Origin of the sequence: Rugamonas apoptosis (genome assembly GCF_014042355.1) — a bacterium.
Classification (GTDB): Bacteria; Pseudomonadota; Gammaproteobacteria; order Burkholderiales; family Burkholderiaceae_D; genus Rugamonas; species Rugamonas apoptosis.
The window spans coordinates 152,726-169,919 of record NZ_JACEZU010000002.1 but is presented as its reverse complement, the minus strand read 5'-3'; the positions used below and the strand labels follow the sequence as shown (position 1 = coordinate 169,919).

Sequence of the window (17,194 nt, the reverse complement as noted above, 5' to 3'; positions counted from 1 at the left end):
GCCGTGGGCGCGGTTGCACGGCCACTTTGCCTGGCTTACGCGTCTACCGCCCGCCGGCCCAGCGCCGGATCATCCGTGAAGAAGCCATCGATACCGGCGGCCAGGTAGCGTCGCATCTCGGCCACCGAGCCCGCCTCGTTGCGCGCGTTGTCGCCCGCGCCGTCGCGGAAGTCGGCCGCCAGGAAGCGGTTCTCGGGGCGGAAAGTCCACGGTTCCACCCGCAATCCCACGCGATGTGCATCGTCCACCAGCGCAGTGGGCTGGCCCAGCTTGCCGTCCTTGGCGAGCGGGATGATGGCGCGCGTGGGTGGCGCCACCACGTCGGCATACGCCGCGATGTCGCGCAGGCCGGCCGGAGTGCACATCTGGGCGAAAGTGAGCGTGCCGCCGGCCGCCGCCACGTCGCTGGGACGCAGCGCGTCCGTCACCACCAACTGCATCAGGCGCAAGTTGGCGCGCCGCCCCAGCTTGCCGCGCAGGTATTTCAGGTTGGCCACTTCGAACGACTGGATTTCGACCGGATTGCGGCGCGTGTACGCGTGCCCGGCCAGGATGGCGAGGAAGCGGTCCTCCAGCGGCAGGCCGACGCTGGCGAAATAAGTCGAACTTTTCAGCTCCGGCACCAGGCCGATCACGCGCCCGCGCGCGGCCGACTCGGCCGCCACGAAGTCGATGATCTCTTCCCAGCTCACCACCTGGAACATGCCGTCGTACTGGGCGCTGCCGGGGCGGGCGTCGGGCAGGCGCTCGATGGCGCGCAGGCTTTTCAGTTCCGCGAACGTGAAGTCGTCCACGAACCAGCCTTCGTGGGGCACGCCGTCGATGGTCTTGCGGGTGCGGCGGCTGGCGAACTGGGCGCGGCTGGCCACGTCCGTCGTCTCCGTCAGGTTCGCTTCATGGCGGGCCACCAGTACCCCATCCTTGGTGCACACGAGGTCCGGTTCCACGTAGTCGGCGCCGTCGGCGATGGCGCGCGCGTACGAGGCCAGTGTGTGTTCGGGCCGTAGCGCGCTGGCGCCACGGTGGCCGAACACCAGCGGTTTGGCTCCAGTCGACGCTGCCAGCACGGCGGCTGGCGCCAGCAGCGCGCAGCCGGCGGCCGCCGCTGCGCGCATGAAGCCGCGGCGCGACAGCCGGGCAGGGTAGGTTGAGGTGTGCATCAGAAGTCCGCCATCACGGTGAAGAAGGCCTGGCGCGGGGCGATCGGGAAAGTATTGTAGGTCTTGTCGGCCGCGCCCACCACCACGTTCAGGCTGCCTTCGCGGTCCAGCAGGTTGCTGACGTTGACACGGTAGCGCGCGTTCTTGAGCACGCCGCCGTTCAGGAACGGCAACTTGCCCGATACACCTAGGCTCAGCAGGAAGTAGCTGGGCACGCTCAAGTCGTTGGTGTAGGTGGCGTAGCGCTTGCCCACGTAGTCGCCGATCAGCTGGAATGCCGTGTCGGCCACGGTGGCGGTGGCGACGAATTTGTTCATCCATTCCGGGCTGCCCGGCACCGACTTGCCGGCCGTGGCGACGGTGGCCGCGCCATTGCTGTAGTTGTCCGAATAGGTGGAATGGTTGTAGGACAGCGCGTCGTAGAACGAGAACGCGCGGCCGAAGTGCAACGTGCCGGACAGGTCGATGCCGTCCGTCTTCACGCTGCCCACGTTGGCCAGCACCGGGTTGCCGCCGATGATGGACAGCAGCACGGGCGTGGGGCTGATCTGCAGCAGGCGGTCCTTGAAGTCCACATGGTACAGGCTGATCTGCGAGTCGATGGCCGTCACCGGACCGCTGGGCAGGATGCGGTTGCCGCGCAGGCCAGCCTCATAGGTGACCGACGTTTCCGGCTTGGCCATGGCCTTGAACAGGTCGAACGCCTGCTGGCTGGCCAGGCTCCACGGCGAAGCGCCGCCGCCGCCGTAGGTGACGAACTGGCGCATGTTCTTTTGCACGTTGACGAACAACTGGTCCTGGGCGCTGATATCCCAGCGCGCGCCGGCCTGCGGCAGGAACCATTTCTTGGTGATGATTTCGCCTACCGGCAAGGCCAGCGAGCCGTTGGCGATGGCGCCTTTGGCCGGCTGCACGGGGAAGCTGCCTTGCGCAAATTGCAGGCTGGATTTGAAACCGGCCTGCAGCGCCAGGTCTGGCCGCACGCGCCATTCATCCTGCAGGTGCAACTGCGCCACCTTGTTGTTGATTTCGCTGCCGTACTGGGTGATCAGCGGATTGCTGGGGCGGTCATACGGCGAGCTGGGGTGGTTCACATCGAGCGCATACCAGCGGCGGTACGCTTCCGAGCGGTTGTGTTCCAGCCACAGGCCGGCTTGTACCTGATGTTCGCCCAGTTCCATGCGCACGGTCGATAGCAGGCCGGCGCGGTTGATCGCGTATTCCGTGGTGCGGGTGGCATAGCCGGAATTGCCGAACACTTGCTTGAGGTTCTGGTTCGGGTAGTAGACGCTGAACAGGCCGGGCAGGCCAGCCACGCCGATCGGGCCGGCCACCACGCCGACCCCATCGTCGTGGTGGTAATAGAGCTGGTTGGACCAGGTGGCGCTCTCGCTCAGGTTGGCTTCGTATTTGGCGTAGCTCAGGTAGTCGGTACGCTGGGCGTCGCTGTAGTAGTTGTGGTAGTTGTTGCCGTCGGCGGCCGGGGTGGCGCCGGTGGGCGACAGATAGGCCAGCGCGGCCGCGAAGTCCGGGTACAGGAAGGGGCGGGTATAGGGCGCGCTCTTTTCGCCGGCCACGTGGACGGTACTGTCCTCGTTCGGTTCGATCTTGTCCGAGTAGTTGAAGAACACGGTCAGCTTGCCGGCGTCGCTACGATTGACGAACTTGGCGTTGACCTGGTCGCCGCCCTGGCGGCCCTGGAAGTCCCAGGCCCGCGCTTCGTGGTGGATGGCCGACAGGTAGGCGCTGTTGCCGTTGCCGAAGCTGCCCGTGTCGAAACGGGCATAGGTGCGCGACGTGCGGTGGCTGCCCACCGTTTGCTGCACGGTCGCGCCGCGCGTGGCCAGCGGGTCGGCCGAGAAGGTTTCGATGGTGCCGCCCAGGTTGCTGGTGGAGGCGGTGGCCAGGTCGCCGGCGCCGGACGACAGGATCACGCTGCTGACGTTCTCGCTGATGACGGCGCGCTGTGGCGACAGGCCGTTGTAGTTGCCGTACTGCTGGTCGCCCAGCGGCACGCCATCCATGGTGTAGCCCAGTTGCTGGCCGGAGAAGCCGTGTACGAACAGCGACAGGTTCTGCTCGTTGTTGCCCCACGGGTCGGCCGTCTGGAAGCTCACGCCGGGCAGGGTGTGCAGCGCTTTCAATGGGTTCACGCCGGGCAGGATTTTCTGCATGTCGGCCTTGCCCAGCGCGACCGAGGAACGGGTCTTGCGGGTGGCGATTTCCACCGTCGTGATGGGGCCGACGGCGGCCGCTTCGGTGGCGAATTCAGCCGCGCTGGCCGTGCTGTCGGCGGCCACCATGGCGAGACTGTCGGGCGTGCCCATGTCGGCCACGGCGCTGGCCACGTTGGCGGCCATGGCCAGCATGGGGAAACTGAAGGCCGCCAGGCAGGCGGCCATGGCGCCGGCGTGGGCGCGGGAAGCGGTACGGATCATCATTGAGCCTCGAGTGAAATGCCATTGCTTGGGGAACTGCGACGCGGCGGATGATAGGCAGTCTGTGTGACGCCGTGATGACGGGCGCTGGAGGCGGTATTCCAATTGCCGGCCGCGGTGGCTGGCGCGGTGGCTGGTATGCGGCTGGACAAGCGGGCAGGGCGCTCGTACACTGCGCCCCATCACTAACATGCAATGCGAGGCAATGATGCGCAGACTGGCGATAGGGGGAATTGCCGTGGCGATGGCGGCGGTCCTGACGGGATGCTACACGGTGGACCAGAACCGCTTTTCCACCTTCGTGGCCGGCACGGTGATGCCCGGCATGCCGATGGAGCAAGCGCTGGTGCGCATGGCTGCGGAAGGATTCTATTGCGACAGCAAGGCGGAAGCGCCGGCCATCGTGTGCACGCGCAGCCAGCAGCGGATCTTCCCCGGCAGTTGCATCGAGCAGGTGGACTTGCGCCGTGCGAGCGCAGGTAAGGCAGTGGGTACGGTCGATATCGCGCCCATCAAATGCGTCCACTGGTAAACGCAAAAAGCGGGGTCAGTTCCGGCATCGTGCCATCAATATGGCAGATTGCCGGAACTGACCCCGGGTTTCTTATTTTGAAACAGCCCCTACGTTTTAGTGCTTGGCTTCGCCCACGGGAATCAGCACTTCCACCGGCGCGTTGCTGGTGAACAGTTGGGCGCAATCGACCTTGTCGTAGTCGTAGTGCTGGCCGCAGAAATCGCAGTTCACGCCCACGTGGCCCAGCTCGGCTAACACGCTGTCCACTTCCTCGCGGCCCAGCATCTTGAGCATATTGCCCACTTTCTCGCGGGTGCAGGTGCAGTGGAACGATGGATGGACGGGGTCGAACACGCGGATCGTTTCTTCCCAGAACAGGCGCTGCATCAGCACGTCGATTCCCGTCTCCAGCAATTCTTCGCGCTTGAGGGTGGAACCGAGGATCGCGGCGCGGTTCCACGTTTCCAGCGCATCTTCCTGCGACAGCGGCACGGCTTCGGCCTTGCCGCCGTGGTAGGGCAGCTTTTGCAGCAGCAGGCCGCGCGCCACGTCATCATTGGCGGCCAGCCACAGCTTGGTGTCCAGCTGTTCCGAACGCAGCATGTAGTTTTCGATCACGGTGGCCACGTCATCGCCGTCCAGCGGCACGATGCCCTGGTAGGGCTGCTGGCCCGGCACCTTGTCGGCCGGGTCCAGGGTGATGATGAAGCGGCCCTTGCCGTGTTCGTTCAGCAGCGCCATCAGGCCGGCGTCGTCGGCGATGGTCACGTCCGGCGCCAGCTTGGCGGTGGCGCGCAGGCGCAGTTCCGCGTCGCACTCGACCACCAACAGGCGCACCGGGCCGTCGCCATGAATCTGCATGATGATGGAGCCGTTGAACTTCAGATTGGCCGACAGCAGGGCGGCGGCGGCCACCATTTCGCCCAGCACCGTCTTGACGGCGGCCGGGTAGTGATGACGCGACAACACCTCGCGCCAGGTGGCGGAAATATCGATGAACTCGCCGCGCACGGCGGCGTTTTCAAAGATGAATTTCTGCAGGGTGTCCGGGGTAGTGCTCATGTTTCTTATCCGATCTTGTTAAGTTGCGTCTTGAACATCTGGCCGCGCTGGACATAATTGTCCGCGTTGCCTTGCAGACGCTCGATTTCTTCCGCCGTCAGCGTGCGCACGGCCTTGGCCGGGGAGCCGATGATCAGCGAGTAGTCCGGGAATTGCTTGCCCTCCGTGACCAGCGCGCCGGCGCCCACCAGGCAGCCCTTGCCGATCACGGCGCCGTTCAGGATCACGGCCTGGATGCCGATCAGGGCGCCATCGCCGATGGTGCAGCCGTGCAGCATGGCCTGGTGGCCGATGGTGACGCCGCGGCCCACCGTCAGCGGATAGCCCATGTCCGTGTGCATGATGCTCGATTCCTGTACATTGCTATTCTCACCGATGGTGATGCGCTCGTTGTCGCCCCGGATCGTCACACCGAACCAGACGGAAGCGTTGTCATGCACGGTGACCTTGCCGATCACGTTGGCGGTGTCGGCGATGAAGGCGGAAGCGGCGATGTCAGGCGCGTGTTCGCCCAGTTGGTAAATAGTCATGGGATACCTTGGTTGAGAGCAACGGGATGGCGCTATTTTACGCCCTGGGCGACAATTCCCGCCAAAAACGGCCAATGCGAGGCACTGCACACATGAATCGAACGGTCGTGCTAATATTTTGATTTCCGGCCGGCAAGCCGACTATATTGCGCCATGCGCACCCATTTCAAGGCAGACCATCATGCATACAGCATCCCGTTCCGAATTCCTGCAAGTACGCGGCTTGCGCTACCACGTGCGCCACTGGGGCCGGGTGGGCGCGCCCAAGATCGTCATGGTGCATGGCTGGATGGACGTGTCGGCCTCGTTCCAGTTCGTGGTCGACGCCCTGCAGGGCGACTGGCACGTGATCGCGCCGGACTGGCGCGGTTTCGGCCTGTCGGAACGGTCCGGCTCGGACACCTACTGGTTCCCCGATTACCTGGCCGACCTGGATGCCGTCCTGCGCCACTACGCGCCCGATGAAGCCATCAACCTGCTGGGCCACAGCATGGGCGGCAACGTGGTGGGGCTGTACGCGGGCGCGCGGCCGGAGCGCGTCCGGCGCCTGATCAACCTGGAAGGTTTCGGCCTGCGCGCCAACCGGCCAGAACAGGCACCGAAGCGCTACGCCAAATGGATGGACGACATGCTGGAACCGCCCACCATGCGCGGCTACGCCTCGCTGGAAGCGGTGGCGGCCCGCCTGCAAAAGACCAATCCGCGCCTGACGGACGCGCGCGCCGCCTTCCTGGCCCAGCACTGGTCGGCCCGCAACGAAGCGGGGCAGTGGGAAATCCTGGGTGACCCGGCCCACAAGCGCATGGGGCCGCTGTTGTACCACGTAGATGAAGTGATGGCGTGCTGGAAAGCCATCACGGCGCCCGTGCTGTGGGTGGAGGCAGTGCATACCAATATGTGGGACTGGATGGGCCCCAAGCCCGAGGCGCGCGTTGAAATCGAACGCCGCCTGGGCCACCTGGCCGACGTACGGTGCAAGATGATGGACGATGCGGGCCACATGCTGCACCATGACCAACCCGAAGTGCTGGCCCGCATGATCGAGGAATTCCTCGCCTGAAACACAAGCGCGCCAGCGTTAAGCCAGCTCTAACGGGACGCTGGCAGGCAGCGTACAATGAGCGTTTCCGTACTGCTGAAGCAAGGCCTGGTATCCGTATGTTAAAAGTCGATCTGCACTGCCATTCCAATGTTTCCGACGGCGTGCTCGCGCCGTCCGCCGTGGCGGCGCATGCCCGCAAGGCGGGGGTGGATGTGTGGGCATTGACCGACCATGACGAAGTGGACGGTGTGGCCGCGGCCCGCATCGCCGCCCAGGACCTGGGCATGCGTTTCGTGTCCGGGGTCGAGATTTCCATCACCTGGGCCAAGGAGACGGTGCACATCGTCGGCCTGCAGGTGGACGAAACCAATCCCGCCTTGCTGGCCGGCCTGGCCCGTACCCGCGCCGGGCGCGATGCGCGCGGGCGCGAAATGGCGGCCCAACTGGCCACCGTCGGCATTCCGGACGCTTATGAAGGCGCGCTCAAGTATGTGGGCAACCCGGACCTGATGTCGCGCACCCATTTCGCCCGCTACCTGATCGAAATCGGCGCCTGCGCCAACGTGCCCGAAGTATTCAAGAAATACCTGACCGAAGGCAAGCCTGGCTACGTGCCGCACAGCTGGGCCAGCCTGGCGGACGCCGTGGGCTGGATCCGGGGCGCGGGCGGCGTCGCCGTGATCGCCCATCCGGGCCGCTACAAGTTCAACCAGATGGCGCAGGGTGTGTTGTTCGACGAATTCAAGCAATTGGGCGGCACGGCCATCGAGGTGGTGACGGGCAGCCACACGCCGGACCAGTACGCCGTCTATGCCCAACTGGCCAACCAGTATGGTTTCCTGGCCTCGCGCGGCACGGATTTCCATGCGCCGGGCGAGGCGCGCATTGATTTTTCCCTGCTGCCGCCGTTGCCGGCGAATGTGACGCCGATCTGGCACGACTGGTTTTAACGGCCGATTGTGACCAGAAGCTTGTTTTTCCCAGTGATCGCCCGTATTTTATAGCTTCGTTAGGATTTCGGCATTGGCCATAGGGAAACTTTCATGAAGCGCATCTTCCTGTTTATCGCCACCAACCTCGCGGTGATGTTGGTGTTGTCCATCGTCTTGTCCGTGCTGGGCATCGGCCGTCCGGGCGTCAACGGTGGGCTGGACCTGGGCAGCCTGCTGGCGTTCTCGCTGGTGGTGGGCTTTACGGGCGCCATCTTTTCCCTGCTGATCAGCAAGCCCATGGCCAAGTGGAGCACGGGCGCGCGCGTGATCGACACGCCCGCCAATTCCACTGAACTGTGGCTGGTCAACACCGTCAAGACGCTGGCCGAGCGCGCTGGCGTGGGCATGCCGGAAGTGGCCATCTACCAGGGCGAACCGAACGCCTTCGCCACCGGTGCATTCAAGAATTCGGCCCTGGTGGCCGTCTCCACCGGCCTGCTGGAAAGCATGAACCGCGATGAAGTGGAAGCCGTGCTGGGCCACGAGATGGCCCACGTGGCCAATGGCGACATGGTGACCATGACCTTGATCCAGGGCGTGGTCAACACCTTCGTCGTGTTCCTGGCCCGCGTGGTGGGTTATTTCGTCGACCGCGTGCTGCTCAAGGGCGATGACGAGCGGCGCGGCCCCGGCATCGGCTACACGGTCACCGTGTTCGTGTGCGAAATCGTGTTCGGCCTGGCCGCCTCGCTGATCGTGGCCTGGTTCTCGCGCCAGCGCGAATTCCGCGCCGACGCCGGCTCGGCCCGCCTGCTGGGCAACAGCCTGCCCATGCAGCACGCCTTGGCCCGCCTGGGCGGCATGGCGCCGGGCGCGTTGCCGCAATCGTTGTCGGCCTCTGGCATCACGGCCGGCGGCGGCTGGGGCGCGCTGTTTTCCACCCATCCGCCGTTGGAGCAGCGGATCGCGGCCTTGCGTAGCGTACAATTGTGAGAAATCAACAGCGGGGCGTTCGCGCGCCACAGTGACCGGCTCATGAGTCAATTCTTCCAGATCCACCCCGACAATCCGCAGCAGCGCCTGATCAAGCAGGCCGCCCAGATCATCCATGGCGGCGGCATCGTCGCGCTGCCCACGGATTCCTGCTACGCGCTGGTGTGCCATCTGGACGACAAATCGGCCGTGGAGCGCTTGCGGCGCATCCGCGGTATCGATGAGAAACACCATTTGACGCTGCTGTGCCGCGACTTGAGCGAGATCGGCGTCTATGCGCGGGTCGATAACCGCCAGTTCCGCCTGCTCAAGGCCGCCACGCCGGGGCCGTTCACCTTCATCCTGGAGGCGACCAAGTGCGTTCCCCGTCGCCTCAGCCACCCGTCGCGCAAGACCATCGGCCTGCGGGTGCCGGAAAACGCCATCGTGCAAGCCCTGCTGGAAGAGCTGCAGCAGCCGCTGCTGGGCACCACCCTGATCCTGCCCGGCGACGAGGACATGCCGCTGACGGACGCCGACGACATTCGCGACAAGCTGGAAAAGCAGATCGAGCTGATCGTCGATGGCGGCGCCTGCAGCCTGGAACCCACCACCGTGATCGACCTGAGCGGCAATGAGGCCGAGCTGGTGCGCCAGGGCCGGGGCGACGCCGCCGTGTTCGGCCTGTAAGTGGGCGCCCACCCCGTCCGCCGCGCGGGCCTTAACCCCGCCTTAAGTGGCGCCCGCTCCAATGGCGGTTTTGCCGCTCTGATAAAATCCCCCACATGAACGATTATCAAACCATCCTGGTCTACGCGCTGCCGGTGCTGTTCGCCATCACCCTGCACGAAGCGGCGCACGCCTACGCGGCCCGTTACTTTGGCGACAGCACGGCCTATCTGGCCGGCCGCATGAGCATGAACCCCATCAAGCATATCGACTTGCTGGGTACCATCATCATTCCCATCATGTTGTACCTGGCCACGGACGGTAAATTCGTGTTCGGCTACGCCAAGCCGGTGCCGGTGGACTTTTCCGCCTTGCGCAATCCGAAAAAACAGATGGCGTGGGTAGCCCTGGCTGGCCCGGCCGCCAACTTCGTGATGGCGTTCGGCTGGATGATGTTGGCCCTGCTGGAATCGGCCGCCGGCGTGACGGAACCGTTCTTCGTCCGCATGGCGCAGGCCGGCATCCTGACCAATATCCTGATGTTCGCCTTTAACCTGGTGCCCATCCCGCCGCTGGACGGGGGCCGCATCCTCACCAGCGCGTTGCCGCATGCGCTGGCCTACAAGTTCGCCCGTATTGAACCATATGGTTTTTACATCGTGCTGGCCTTGATATACTTCAAAATCCTCAATTTCTTCGTCGTGCCGCTGGCCATGCTGACCGAATATGCGCTCCGTATGCTGCTCACGCCGCTTTCCCTTCTTTTAAGTTGACCAATTATGTATCCTGATCGCGTCGTTTCCGGCATGCGCCCCACTGGCGCCATGCACCTTGGGCATTACCACGGTGCACTGAAAAACTGGATCAAGATGCAGTCCGAACTGCCTTGTTTGTTCTTCGTGGCCGACTGGCACGCGCTGACCACCCATTACGACGATCCCGCCATTATCGAGCGCAGCACCTGGGATATGCTGGTGGACTGGCTGGCGGCCGGTATCGACCCCTCGCAATCGACGCTGTTCATCCAGTCCAAGGTGCCGGAACACGCCGAGCTGCACTTGCTGCTGTCCATGGCCACGCCGCTGGGCTGGCTGGAGCGGGTGCCCACCTACAAGGACCAGATCGAAAACCTGGCCAACCGCGACCTGGCCACCTACGGTTTCCTCGGCTACCCGCTGCTGCAGGCGGCCGACGTGCTGATTTACCGCGCCAGCCAGGTGCCGGTGGGCGAGGATCAGGTGCCCCATATCGAGATGATGCGCGAAATTGCGCGCCGTTTTAATCACTTGTACGGCAAAGAGAAGGGCTTCGAGGAAAAGGCGCAGGAAGCCGTGAAGAAGCTGGGCAGCAAACGCGCCAAGCTGTACAACGAACTGCGCACGGAATACCAGCAGGACGGCAAGGACGATGCGCTGGAGCAGGCCAAGGCCATGCTGGACGACGCCCAGAGCCTGTCCATGATCGACCGCGAACGCCTGTTCGGCTACCTGGAAGGCAGCCGCAAGCTGATCCTGGTCGAACCGCAAGCCCGTTTGACGGCCGCCTCCCGCCTGCCGGGCCTGGATGGCCGCAAGATGTCCAAGAGCTACGGCAACGCCATCGCCTTGCGCGAGGACAAGGAAGTGGTCACCAAGAAAGTACGCACCATGCCCACCGATCCGGCCCGCGTGCGCCGCACGGACGTGGGCGATCCGGCCAAATGCCCGGTCTGGCAATTCCACGAAGTCTATTCCGACACGGCCACCAAGGAATGGGTGGTCAAGGGCTGCAAGTCGGCCGGGATTGGCTGCATCGAATGCAAGCAGCCGGTCATCGACGCCATCATCAAGGAACAGGAGCCCATGCACGAGCGCGCCCAGCAATACCTGGACGACCCGTCGCTGGTGCGCGCCATCGTGGCCGACGGCAATGACGTGGCCCGCAAGCTGGCCCAGGAAACCATGCGCGACGTGCGCGAAGCGATGGGCCTGGCTTACGCATGAGCGAATGCATCTCTTCCTGGGTGCGCCGCTATGCGCCCCTGATTCCGGGCGGCGAAGTGCTGGATCTGGCCTGCGGCAGTGGCCGCCATGCGCGCCACCTGGCCGCGCTCGATCACGCCGTGGTGGCCGTGGACCGCGATCCGGCCGCGCTGGCCGCCGCCGCTGGCCCCGGCATCGTCACCTCGGAAGTGGACCTGGAGGCCGATGACGCCGTGTGGCCGTTCGGCCCCGGCCGCTTCGCCGGCATCGTCGTCACCAATTATCTGCACCGCCCGCTGCTGGCATCCATGGTGGACAGCCTGGCGGCGAACGGTGTGTTGATTTACGAAACCTTCGCCGACGGGAACGCCCAGTTCGGCAAGCCATCCAATCCCGCCTTTTTGTTGCAGGCGGGCGAACTGCTGGAGCTGGCGCGCGACCACGAGTTGCGCGTCGTCGCGTTCGAGGAGGGTGTGGTTGAAGCGCCTAAACCTGCGATGGTGCAACGCTTGTGCGCCGTCAAGCAGGACTTTCCCCGCGTGGCGGCCCTGTTGCCGCCATTTTGAACAGTGATTTGTAGGTGGCGATGCACCACAGGCGCGGGCTATCGTCTACAATCGTTGTTTTAATCCTTTATGCAATTGGTTTCCTATGATTAAGGGCAGCATAGTAGCAATCGTCACCCCGATGCACGCAGACGGCAGTCTGGACTTCCCGGGTTTGAACAAGCTGATCGACTGGCACATCGCTGAAGGTACGGACGGCATCGTGATCGTCGGCACCACCGGCGAGTCGGCCACCGTTACCGTGGATGAGCACTGCGCGCTGATCAAGGCCGCGGTCGAGCACACCAAGGGCCGCATCCCCATCATCGCCGGCACCGGCGGCAATTCGACCGCCGAAGCGATCGAGCTGACCCGTTACGCCAAAGAGGCTGGCGCCGACGCCGCCCTGCTGGTGGTGCCGTACTACAACCGTCCTACCCAGGAAGGCATGTACCAGCACTTCAAGGCGATCGCCGAAGCGGTGGACCTGCCCATCATCCTGTACAACGTGCCTGGCCGCACCGTTGCCGACATGAGCAACGAAACCATCCTGCGCCTGGCCGCTATCCCCAACATCGTCGGCGTCAAGGACGCGACCGGCAACATCGGCCGTGGCCTGGACCTGCTGCGCCTGGCGCCCAAGTCGTTCGCCGTCTATTCCGGTGACGATCCGTCCGCCATGGCCCTGATGCTGGCCGGTGGCATGGGCAATATCTCCGTGACGGCCAACGTGGCCCCGCGCGCCATGCACGAAATGTGCAAGGCCGCCATGGCGGGCGAGATCGCCAAGGCCGTGGAGATCAACAACAAGGTGTTCCCGCTGCACCAGAAACTGTTCATCGAACCGAATCCGGTGCCCGTCAAGTGGGCGCTGGCCGAGATGGGCATGATGCCGGCCGGCATACGCCTGCCGCTGGTGCCGCTGGCTGGCGAGTGCCACAACGCCGTGCGCGCGGCGCTGCGCGAAGCGGGCATCTTGCCGTAACTGGCTGTTCACCGTCAGCGAACCGCGTGCCGCACGCGGTTCGCTCTCTAACCTGATTCCAGCTGTCATCCAGCTTCTTAACCAGTAACGACATGACTATTCGCAAGACAGCATCTATTTCCTCGCAGCGTGCCCTGATCGTGGGCGCCTTGATGGCCAGTTTGACCGGTTGCGGCATGATCGGTTCCGTTGTCGGCAATGACAAGGTGGATTACAAGTCCGCCAAAAAGGCCAGCACGCTCGACGTGCCGCCGGATCTGACGCAATTGCAGAAAGATAACCGCTACTCGCTGCCCGATTCGGCCAACGGCATCGCCACCGCATCCGGCTATAACGCGCAAAAAGGCAACAGCCCGGTCGCCGCAGTGCAGGCCGGCACGGTTGTGGCGCCTGCCGCGTTGAACGACATCCGCGTGGAACGTGCCGGCAACCAGCGCTGGTTGGTCGTCAAGCAGACGCCGGAGCAGCTGTGGCCGCAACTGAAACAGTTCTGGGAAGACTCGGGCTTCACGCTGGCGCTGGACATGCCAGCTGCTGGCCTGATGGAAACGGAATGGAACGAGAACCGGGCCAAGATTCCGCAGGATTTCATCCGCAATACGGTGGGCAAGGTATTCGATTCGCTCTATTCGAGCGGTGAGCGCGACAAGTTCCGTACCCGCCTCGAACGTGCCGCCGATGGCAGTACCGAAGTCTACATCAGCCACCGCGGCGCCCAGGAAGTGGTGACGGGCGCCCAGAAGGAATCGACGATGTGGACCGCCCGTCCCAACGATCCCGGCCTGGAAGCGCAATTCCTGGCACGCCTGATGACCAAGCTGGGCAGCACGGAAGACGCGCAGGCCAAGACGGCGGTATCGAACGCCATCGTCCAGCCGCAGCACGCCACGCTGGTGGGGGCGGGCGCCGAGCGCGCCGTGTCGGTGGACGAGGGCTTCGACCGTGCCTGGCGCCGCGTGGGCCTGGCGCTGGACCGCGCCGGCTTCACGGTGGAAGACCGCGACCGTACCCAGGGCACGTACTTTGTGCGCTATGTGAACCAGGACGCGGGCGAAACCAAGGGCTTCTTCAGCAAACTGTTCAGCTGGGGCGATTCCGAGGCGGACAAGGAAGCGCAGCGTTACCGCATCGCCGTCAAGGCGGGCTCGGGCAGCGACAGCCTGGTCACGGTGCTCAACAACGCCGGCAAGCCGGAAACGGGCGCGGTAGCGGAAAAGATCCTGACCCTGCTGCACGAGCAATTAAAATAACGGCAAGTCGCAGCCAGCCACACGCTCGAGCGTGGCTGGCCGCCACAGAAACCGGCCGCTGGCCGGTTTTTTTACGCCCCTTGCCTTGATTATGAAACTGGCTGAACTATATTGAAGACATGACGTGCGGCAATGGCAGTTGTTTGGGCGTAAAAAAACCGGCCCATGAGCCGGTTTCTTGAAGTCCAGGCGTAAAAAAACCGGCCCGAAGACCGGTTTCTTTACACAAGCTGATTACTTCGAAGCAGCGGAAGCAGCCGAAGCAGCCGAAGCGGCAGGAGCAGCAGCAGCGTCCGAAGCTGCAGGAGCAGCAGCCGAAGCAGCAGGAGCAGCAGCGTCAGCAGCAGGAGCGGCTGGAGCGGCAGCAGGAGCAGCGGCTTCAGGAGCGGCTACTGGAGCAGGAGCGGCAGGCGCTTCTTCTTTTTTCGAGCAAGCAGCCAGAGCAACAGCCAGCAGGGAGACGATCAGCAGGGATTTTTTCATGGGGTTTTCCTTAATTAATTCAAAATTAAAAACAACATTGTTGCGATGAATAATTACCGGTAATTATCGCTCATTAGGTCGTCTTCGAAGGCTTTTCGTACCATAAGGTGCCTGCCAGACAACGGAAACTTCCTAACCGAATATTATAGCGATTTTTGGTGCATCGCAATAGCGCAATCAATCGTTTTTCATAACTATTTTGCGATATCGCAACATTTCGTTTCAAACCCCGTGGAACGGAATTATCACCTAATCATCACTTACCACCGGCATTTTTACGCGCACCGCGCATTTTACCTTGATATGGCTCATAAGCCAGCCGTACTTGCATGTAAACCGGGCGAGGATTCCTTCCAGATGGCAATGAAGCGTTCCGCACAGACTTGTGTGTCGGGCGGAGAGTCGAATACGGCCTCGCCACGCAGGTGCTCGGCATGGAAGCGGCGCACCTGGTCGCGCCCGTCGGCGATGCAGAAGGAATCGGTCAGCTGGCGCAGATTCTTGTGGGTGAGCCGGCATTCGATGGCGTGGCCATAATCCTTGAGCAGGCGCAGGAAACGGGGCGCCTCGCGCTCCAGGTAGGCGTTGCTGTGGGCGACTAATTGCAGCTTGCCGCCGCCGCTGAGAAAAGGACGCAAGATGGCGTCTGTCGCGCTGCTGCCCAGTTGCCACAGCGCGAAGTCGGGGTCGAACATCTGCAGCTGGAGTCTGGCCCGGGACAAGCACAGCTGCAGCAGCTGTTCAAATTCCAGCCGGCTGGAAAACGCGCGCGTTTGCTTGTCCACGGAACCTCCCTTATATACCTATGCCTGCCTATGCCGCCCAGGTACGGACGTTCAGGCCAGTTCGATCCAGCCATCCTGATACCAGGTGTAGAGCGCATCCATCACATCGTCCGAGGCGCCGGCGATGGCCGAGCCGTCCAGGGCGCGCTGGTTGGCCAGCGCTTCCAGCGTGACCTTGTCGGCGCGGCCGATGGCGAACGATTCGCCGTTGATGAATACGTGCTTGCCACGATACAACATTTGCGTCTTGCGCGACAGCACCAGCCCTTTTTTAGCGGCCGTTTCGGCGAACTTGCCCACCGCGAGCGGCTTGGCCGGGCCCGTGAAGAACACGTTGTGCTTGGGCTCGGACAAGTGTTCACCCAGGAAGATGGTGACGTCGTCCTCGGTGAAGCGCACCTTGTTCAGTTCGTCGGCCACGGCGTCCAGCATGTGGCGCGGGATTTCGGCCGGCTTGTTGGTCGCTTCCAGCTCTGGATCGGCGTAGCGGCCCGGCAGGTCGATCGAGTCGGCCATGAATTGCAGGAACGCTTCGCCCAGCTCCTGATAGGACGGCGAGCGGAAGCCGATGGAATAGGTCTGGCAATCGCCGATGGCCACGCCGTCGTGGGCGTAGTGGGGCGGCAGGTACAGCATGTCGCCTGGCTCCAGCACGAATTCCTCGTTCGGCTTGAACTTGGACAGGATCTTGAGCGGCAGCCCTTCGATCAGGCTCAAGTCCTTCTGCGGGCCGATGCGCCAGCGGCGCTGGCCCTGGGCTTGCAGCAGGAACACGTCATAGGAATCGAAATGGGGGCCGACGCCGCCGCCGTCCGTGGCGAAGCTGATCATCAGGTCGTCCAGGCGCGCATCGGGCAGGAAGCGGAACTGGCGCAGCAGCGCGTCAGCCTTGGCGTCGTGCAGGTTGACGCCCTGCACCAGCAGTGTCCATTCCTTCTGGGTGCGCGGCGGCAGGTGTTCCAGCGGGCCGTGCTGCATGTTCCAGTGGCCGCCGGTGGCCGTCACCAGGCGCGATTCCACGTGGTCCTTGGTGGCCATGGTTTGCAGCGTGTCCAGGCTGACCAGCGGCTTGAAGCCGGGGATGGCCTGACGGATCAGCAGGGGTTTTTTGTGCCAGTATTCGCTCAGGAACTGGGCGGGCGTGATGTTGCCGAGGAGAGGTAATTTTTTCATGCCTCATTATAACAATCGCGCCCGTGCGGCGGCGGCTTCCCGATGCGGCTTTTCCTGTGGCGGGGGAGGCGAGGCTGTATAATTTGCCTGCTCATTATAGAAAGGATACAACAATGAAGATTGCCAAGAACACGGTCGTGACTGTGAATTACAAACTGTCCGACGCGCAGGACAATCTGATCGAAGACGGCCGCGAGCCCATGGTCTACCTGCACGGTGGCTACGAGAACACGCTGCCAAAAATCGAGGAAGAGCTGGACGGCAAGGAAGTGGGCTACTCGTCCATCATCCAGATCGAGCCGGAAGACGCGTTCGGCGACTACGATCCCGCGCTGGTCAAGGTGGAAGAGCGCAACCGCCTGCCAGAGCCGCTGGAAGTGGGCATGCAGTTCGAAGGCATGCCCGACGGCGCCGACGAAGAAGCCATGATCTTCACCGTGACCGATATCGCCGACGACAAGGTTGTGCTGGACGGTAACCATCCGCTGGCCGGCATGGCACTGCGCTTCTCGCTGAACGTGGCCGACGTGCGTCCTGCCACCGACGAGGAAATCGCCCACGAGCACGTGCATGGCGCCCATGGCCATCACCACGGCGACGACGGTGACGAGGGCGAGGACGGCGATCACGTCGCCATCCACCCGATCCACTAAGTCAGTATGCCGTAGCCGCATCGGCCGCCGTGCGCGGCCA

18 protein-coding genes are annotated in these 17,194 nt (G+C 63.5%); 12 read left to right on the top strand and 6 right to left on the bottom strand.

Annotated elements, in window-relative coordinates:
* Window positions 1–35: 35 nt before the first annotated feature.
* Together H3H39_RS04460 and H3H39_RS04455 are read right to left on the bottom strand one after the other, a co-directional pair.
* Complete coding sequence (locus H3H39_RS04460) at window positions 36–1,160, bottom strand: glycerophosphodiester phosphodiesterase (RefSeq protein WP_182152108.1); 1,125 nt, start codon at window positions 1,158–1,160, stop codon at window positions 36–38.
* Window positions 1,160–3,601 (bottom strand): TonB-dependent receptor, encoded by a 2,442-nt coding sequence (locus H3H39_RS04455; protein ID WP_182152107.1) that lies wholly within the window; start codon window positions 3,599–3,601, stop codon window positions 1,160–1,162. Before H3H39_RS04455 ends, H3H39_RS04460 begins: the two co-directional genes overlap by 1 nt.
* A gap of 202 nt (window positions 3,602–3,803) precedes the next feature.
* On the opposite strand from H3H39_RS04455, the gene H3H39_RS04450 reads away from it, so the two are divergent.
* On the top strand, window positions 3,804–4,130 hold the full coding sequence (locus H3H39_RS04450; RefSeq protein WP_182152106.1) for a hypothetical protein: 327 nt from the start codon (window positions 3,804–3,806) through the stop codon (window positions 4,128–4,130).
* Between the two features lie 96 nt (window positions 4,131–4,226).
* On the opposite strand, the gene hslO is transcribed toward H3H39_RS04450, so the two are convergent.
* The gene (gene hslO, locus H3H39_RS04445; protein WP_182152105.1) at window positions 4,227–5,174 is read right to left on the bottom strand and encodes an Hsp33 family molecular chaperone HslO; all 948 of its coding nucleotides are present in this window, start codon (window positions 5,172–5,174) and stop codon (window positions 4,227–4,229) included.
* A 5-nt stretch (window positions 5,175–5,179) separates the two neighbouring features.
* Complete coding sequence (locus H3H39_RS04440; RefSeq protein WP_182152104.1) at window positions 5,180–5,704, bottom strand: gamma carbonic anhydrase family protein; 525 nt, start codon at window positions 5,702–5,704, stop codon at window positions 5,180–5,182.
* Between the two features lie 181 nt (window positions 5,705–5,885).
* On the opposite strand from H3H39_RS04440, the gene H3H39_RS04435 reads away from it, so the two are divergent.
* From H3H39_RS04435 to H3H39_RS04390, 10 genes are all read left to right on the top strand, one after another.
* Window positions 5,886–6,764 (top strand): alpha/beta fold hydrolase, encoded by an 879-nt coding sequence (locus H3H39_RS04435; protein ID WP_182152103.1) that lies wholly within the window; start codon window positions 5,886–5,888, stop codon window positions 6,762–6,764.
* A gap of 98 nt (window positions 6,765–6,862) precedes the next feature.
* Entirely contained in the window at window positions 6,863–7,696 is an 834-nt protein-coding gene (locus tag H3H39_RS04430; protein WP_182152102.1) for a 3',5'-nucleoside bisphosphate phosphatase, read from the top strand.
* A 93-nt stretch (window positions 7,697–7,789) separates the two neighbouring features.
* Window positions 7,790–8,671 (top strand): protease HtpX, encoded by an 882-nt coding sequence (htpX, locus tag H3H39_RS04425; protein ID WP_182152101.1) that lies wholly within the window; start codon window positions 7,790–7,792, stop codon window positions 8,669–8,671.
* A 42-nt stretch (window positions 8,672–8,713) separates the two neighbouring features.
* Window positions 8,714–9,340 carry an L-threonylcarbamoyladenylate synthase gene (locus H3H39_RS04420; RefSeq protein WP_182152100.1) on the top strand — a complete coding sequence of 209 codons (627 nt, stop codon included), beginning with the start codon at window positions 8,714–8,716 and terminating at the stop codon, window positions 9,338–9,340.
* A 95-nt stretch (window positions 9,341–9,435) separates the two neighbouring features.
* A complete protein-coding gene (locus H3H39_RS04415; protein WP_182152099.1) occupies window positions 9,436–10,092 on the top strand; it encodes a site-2 protease family protein in 657 nt (218 codons plus the stop codon).
* A 6-nt stretch (window positions 10,093–10,098) separates the two neighbouring features.
* The gene (locus tag H3H39_RS04410; RefSeq protein ID WP_182152098.1) at window positions 10,099–11,301 is read left to right on the top strand and encodes a tryptophan--tRNA ligase; all 1,203 of its coding nucleotides are present in this window, start codon (window positions 10,099–10,101) and stop codon (window positions 11,299–11,301) included.
* Window positions 11,298–11,846, top strand: a complete 549-nt coding sequence (locus tag H3H39_RS04405) for a class I SAM-dependent methyltransferase (RefSeq protein WP_182152097.1) — start codon at window positions 11,298–11,300, stop codon at window positions 11,844–11,846. Before H3H39_RS04410 ends, H3H39_RS04405 begins: the two co-directional genes overlap by 4 nt.
* An 85-nt stretch (window positions 11,847–11,931) precedes the next feature.
* A complete protein-coding gene (dapA, locus tag H3H39_RS04400; protein ID WP_182152096.1) occupies window positions 11,932–12,810 on the top strand; it encodes a 4-hydroxy-tetrahydrodipicolinate synthase in 879 nt (292 codons plus the stop codon).
* A gap of 92 nt (window positions 12,811–12,902) precedes the next feature.
* Window positions 12,903–14,060: an NlpB/DapX family lipoprotein gene (bamC, locus tag H3H39_RS04395; protein ID WP_229217868.1), complete on the top strand. Its 1,158-nt coding sequence runs from the start codon at window positions 12,903–12,905 to the stop codon at window positions 14,058–14,060.
* A gap of 178 nt (window positions 14,061–14,238) precedes the next feature.
* Window positions 14,239–14,592 carry a hypothetical protein gene (locus H3H39_RS04390; protein WP_182152095.1) on the top strand — a complete coding sequence of 118 codons (354 nt, stop codon included), beginning with the start codon at window positions 14,239–14,241 and terminating at the stop codon, window positions 14,590–14,592.
* Between the two features lie 259 nt (window positions 14,593–14,851).
* Here H3H39_RS04390 and H3H39_RS04385 read toward each other — a convergent pair whose 3' ends face one another.
* Both H3H39_RS04385 and H3H39_RS04380 read right to left on the bottom strand, forming a co-directional pair.
* The gene (locus H3H39_RS04385; RefSeq protein WP_182152094.1) at window positions 14,852–15,328 is read right to left on the bottom strand and encodes a DUF7931 domain-containing protein; all 477 of its coding nucleotides are present in this window, start codon (window positions 15,326–15,328) and stop codon (window positions 14,852–14,854) included.
* Window positions 15,329–15,379: 51 nt separating this feature from the next.
* On the bottom strand, window positions 15,380–16,501 hold the full coding sequence (locus H3H39_RS04380) for a cupin domain-containing protein (protein WP_182152093.1): 1,122 nt from the start codon (window positions 16,499–16,501) through the stop codon (window positions 15,380–15,382).
* 113 nt (window positions 16,502–16,614) lie between these two features.
* On the opposite strand from H3H39_RS04380, the gene H3H39_RS04375 reads away from it, so the two are divergent.
* Window positions 16,615–17,154, top strand: a complete 540-nt coding sequence (locus H3H39_RS04375) for an FKBP-type peptidyl-prolyl cis-trans isomerase (RefSeq protein ID WP_182152092.1) — start codon at window positions 16,615–16,617, stop codon at window positions 17,152–17,154.
* The last annotated feature ends 40 nt before the right edge of the window (window positions 17,155–17,194 follow it).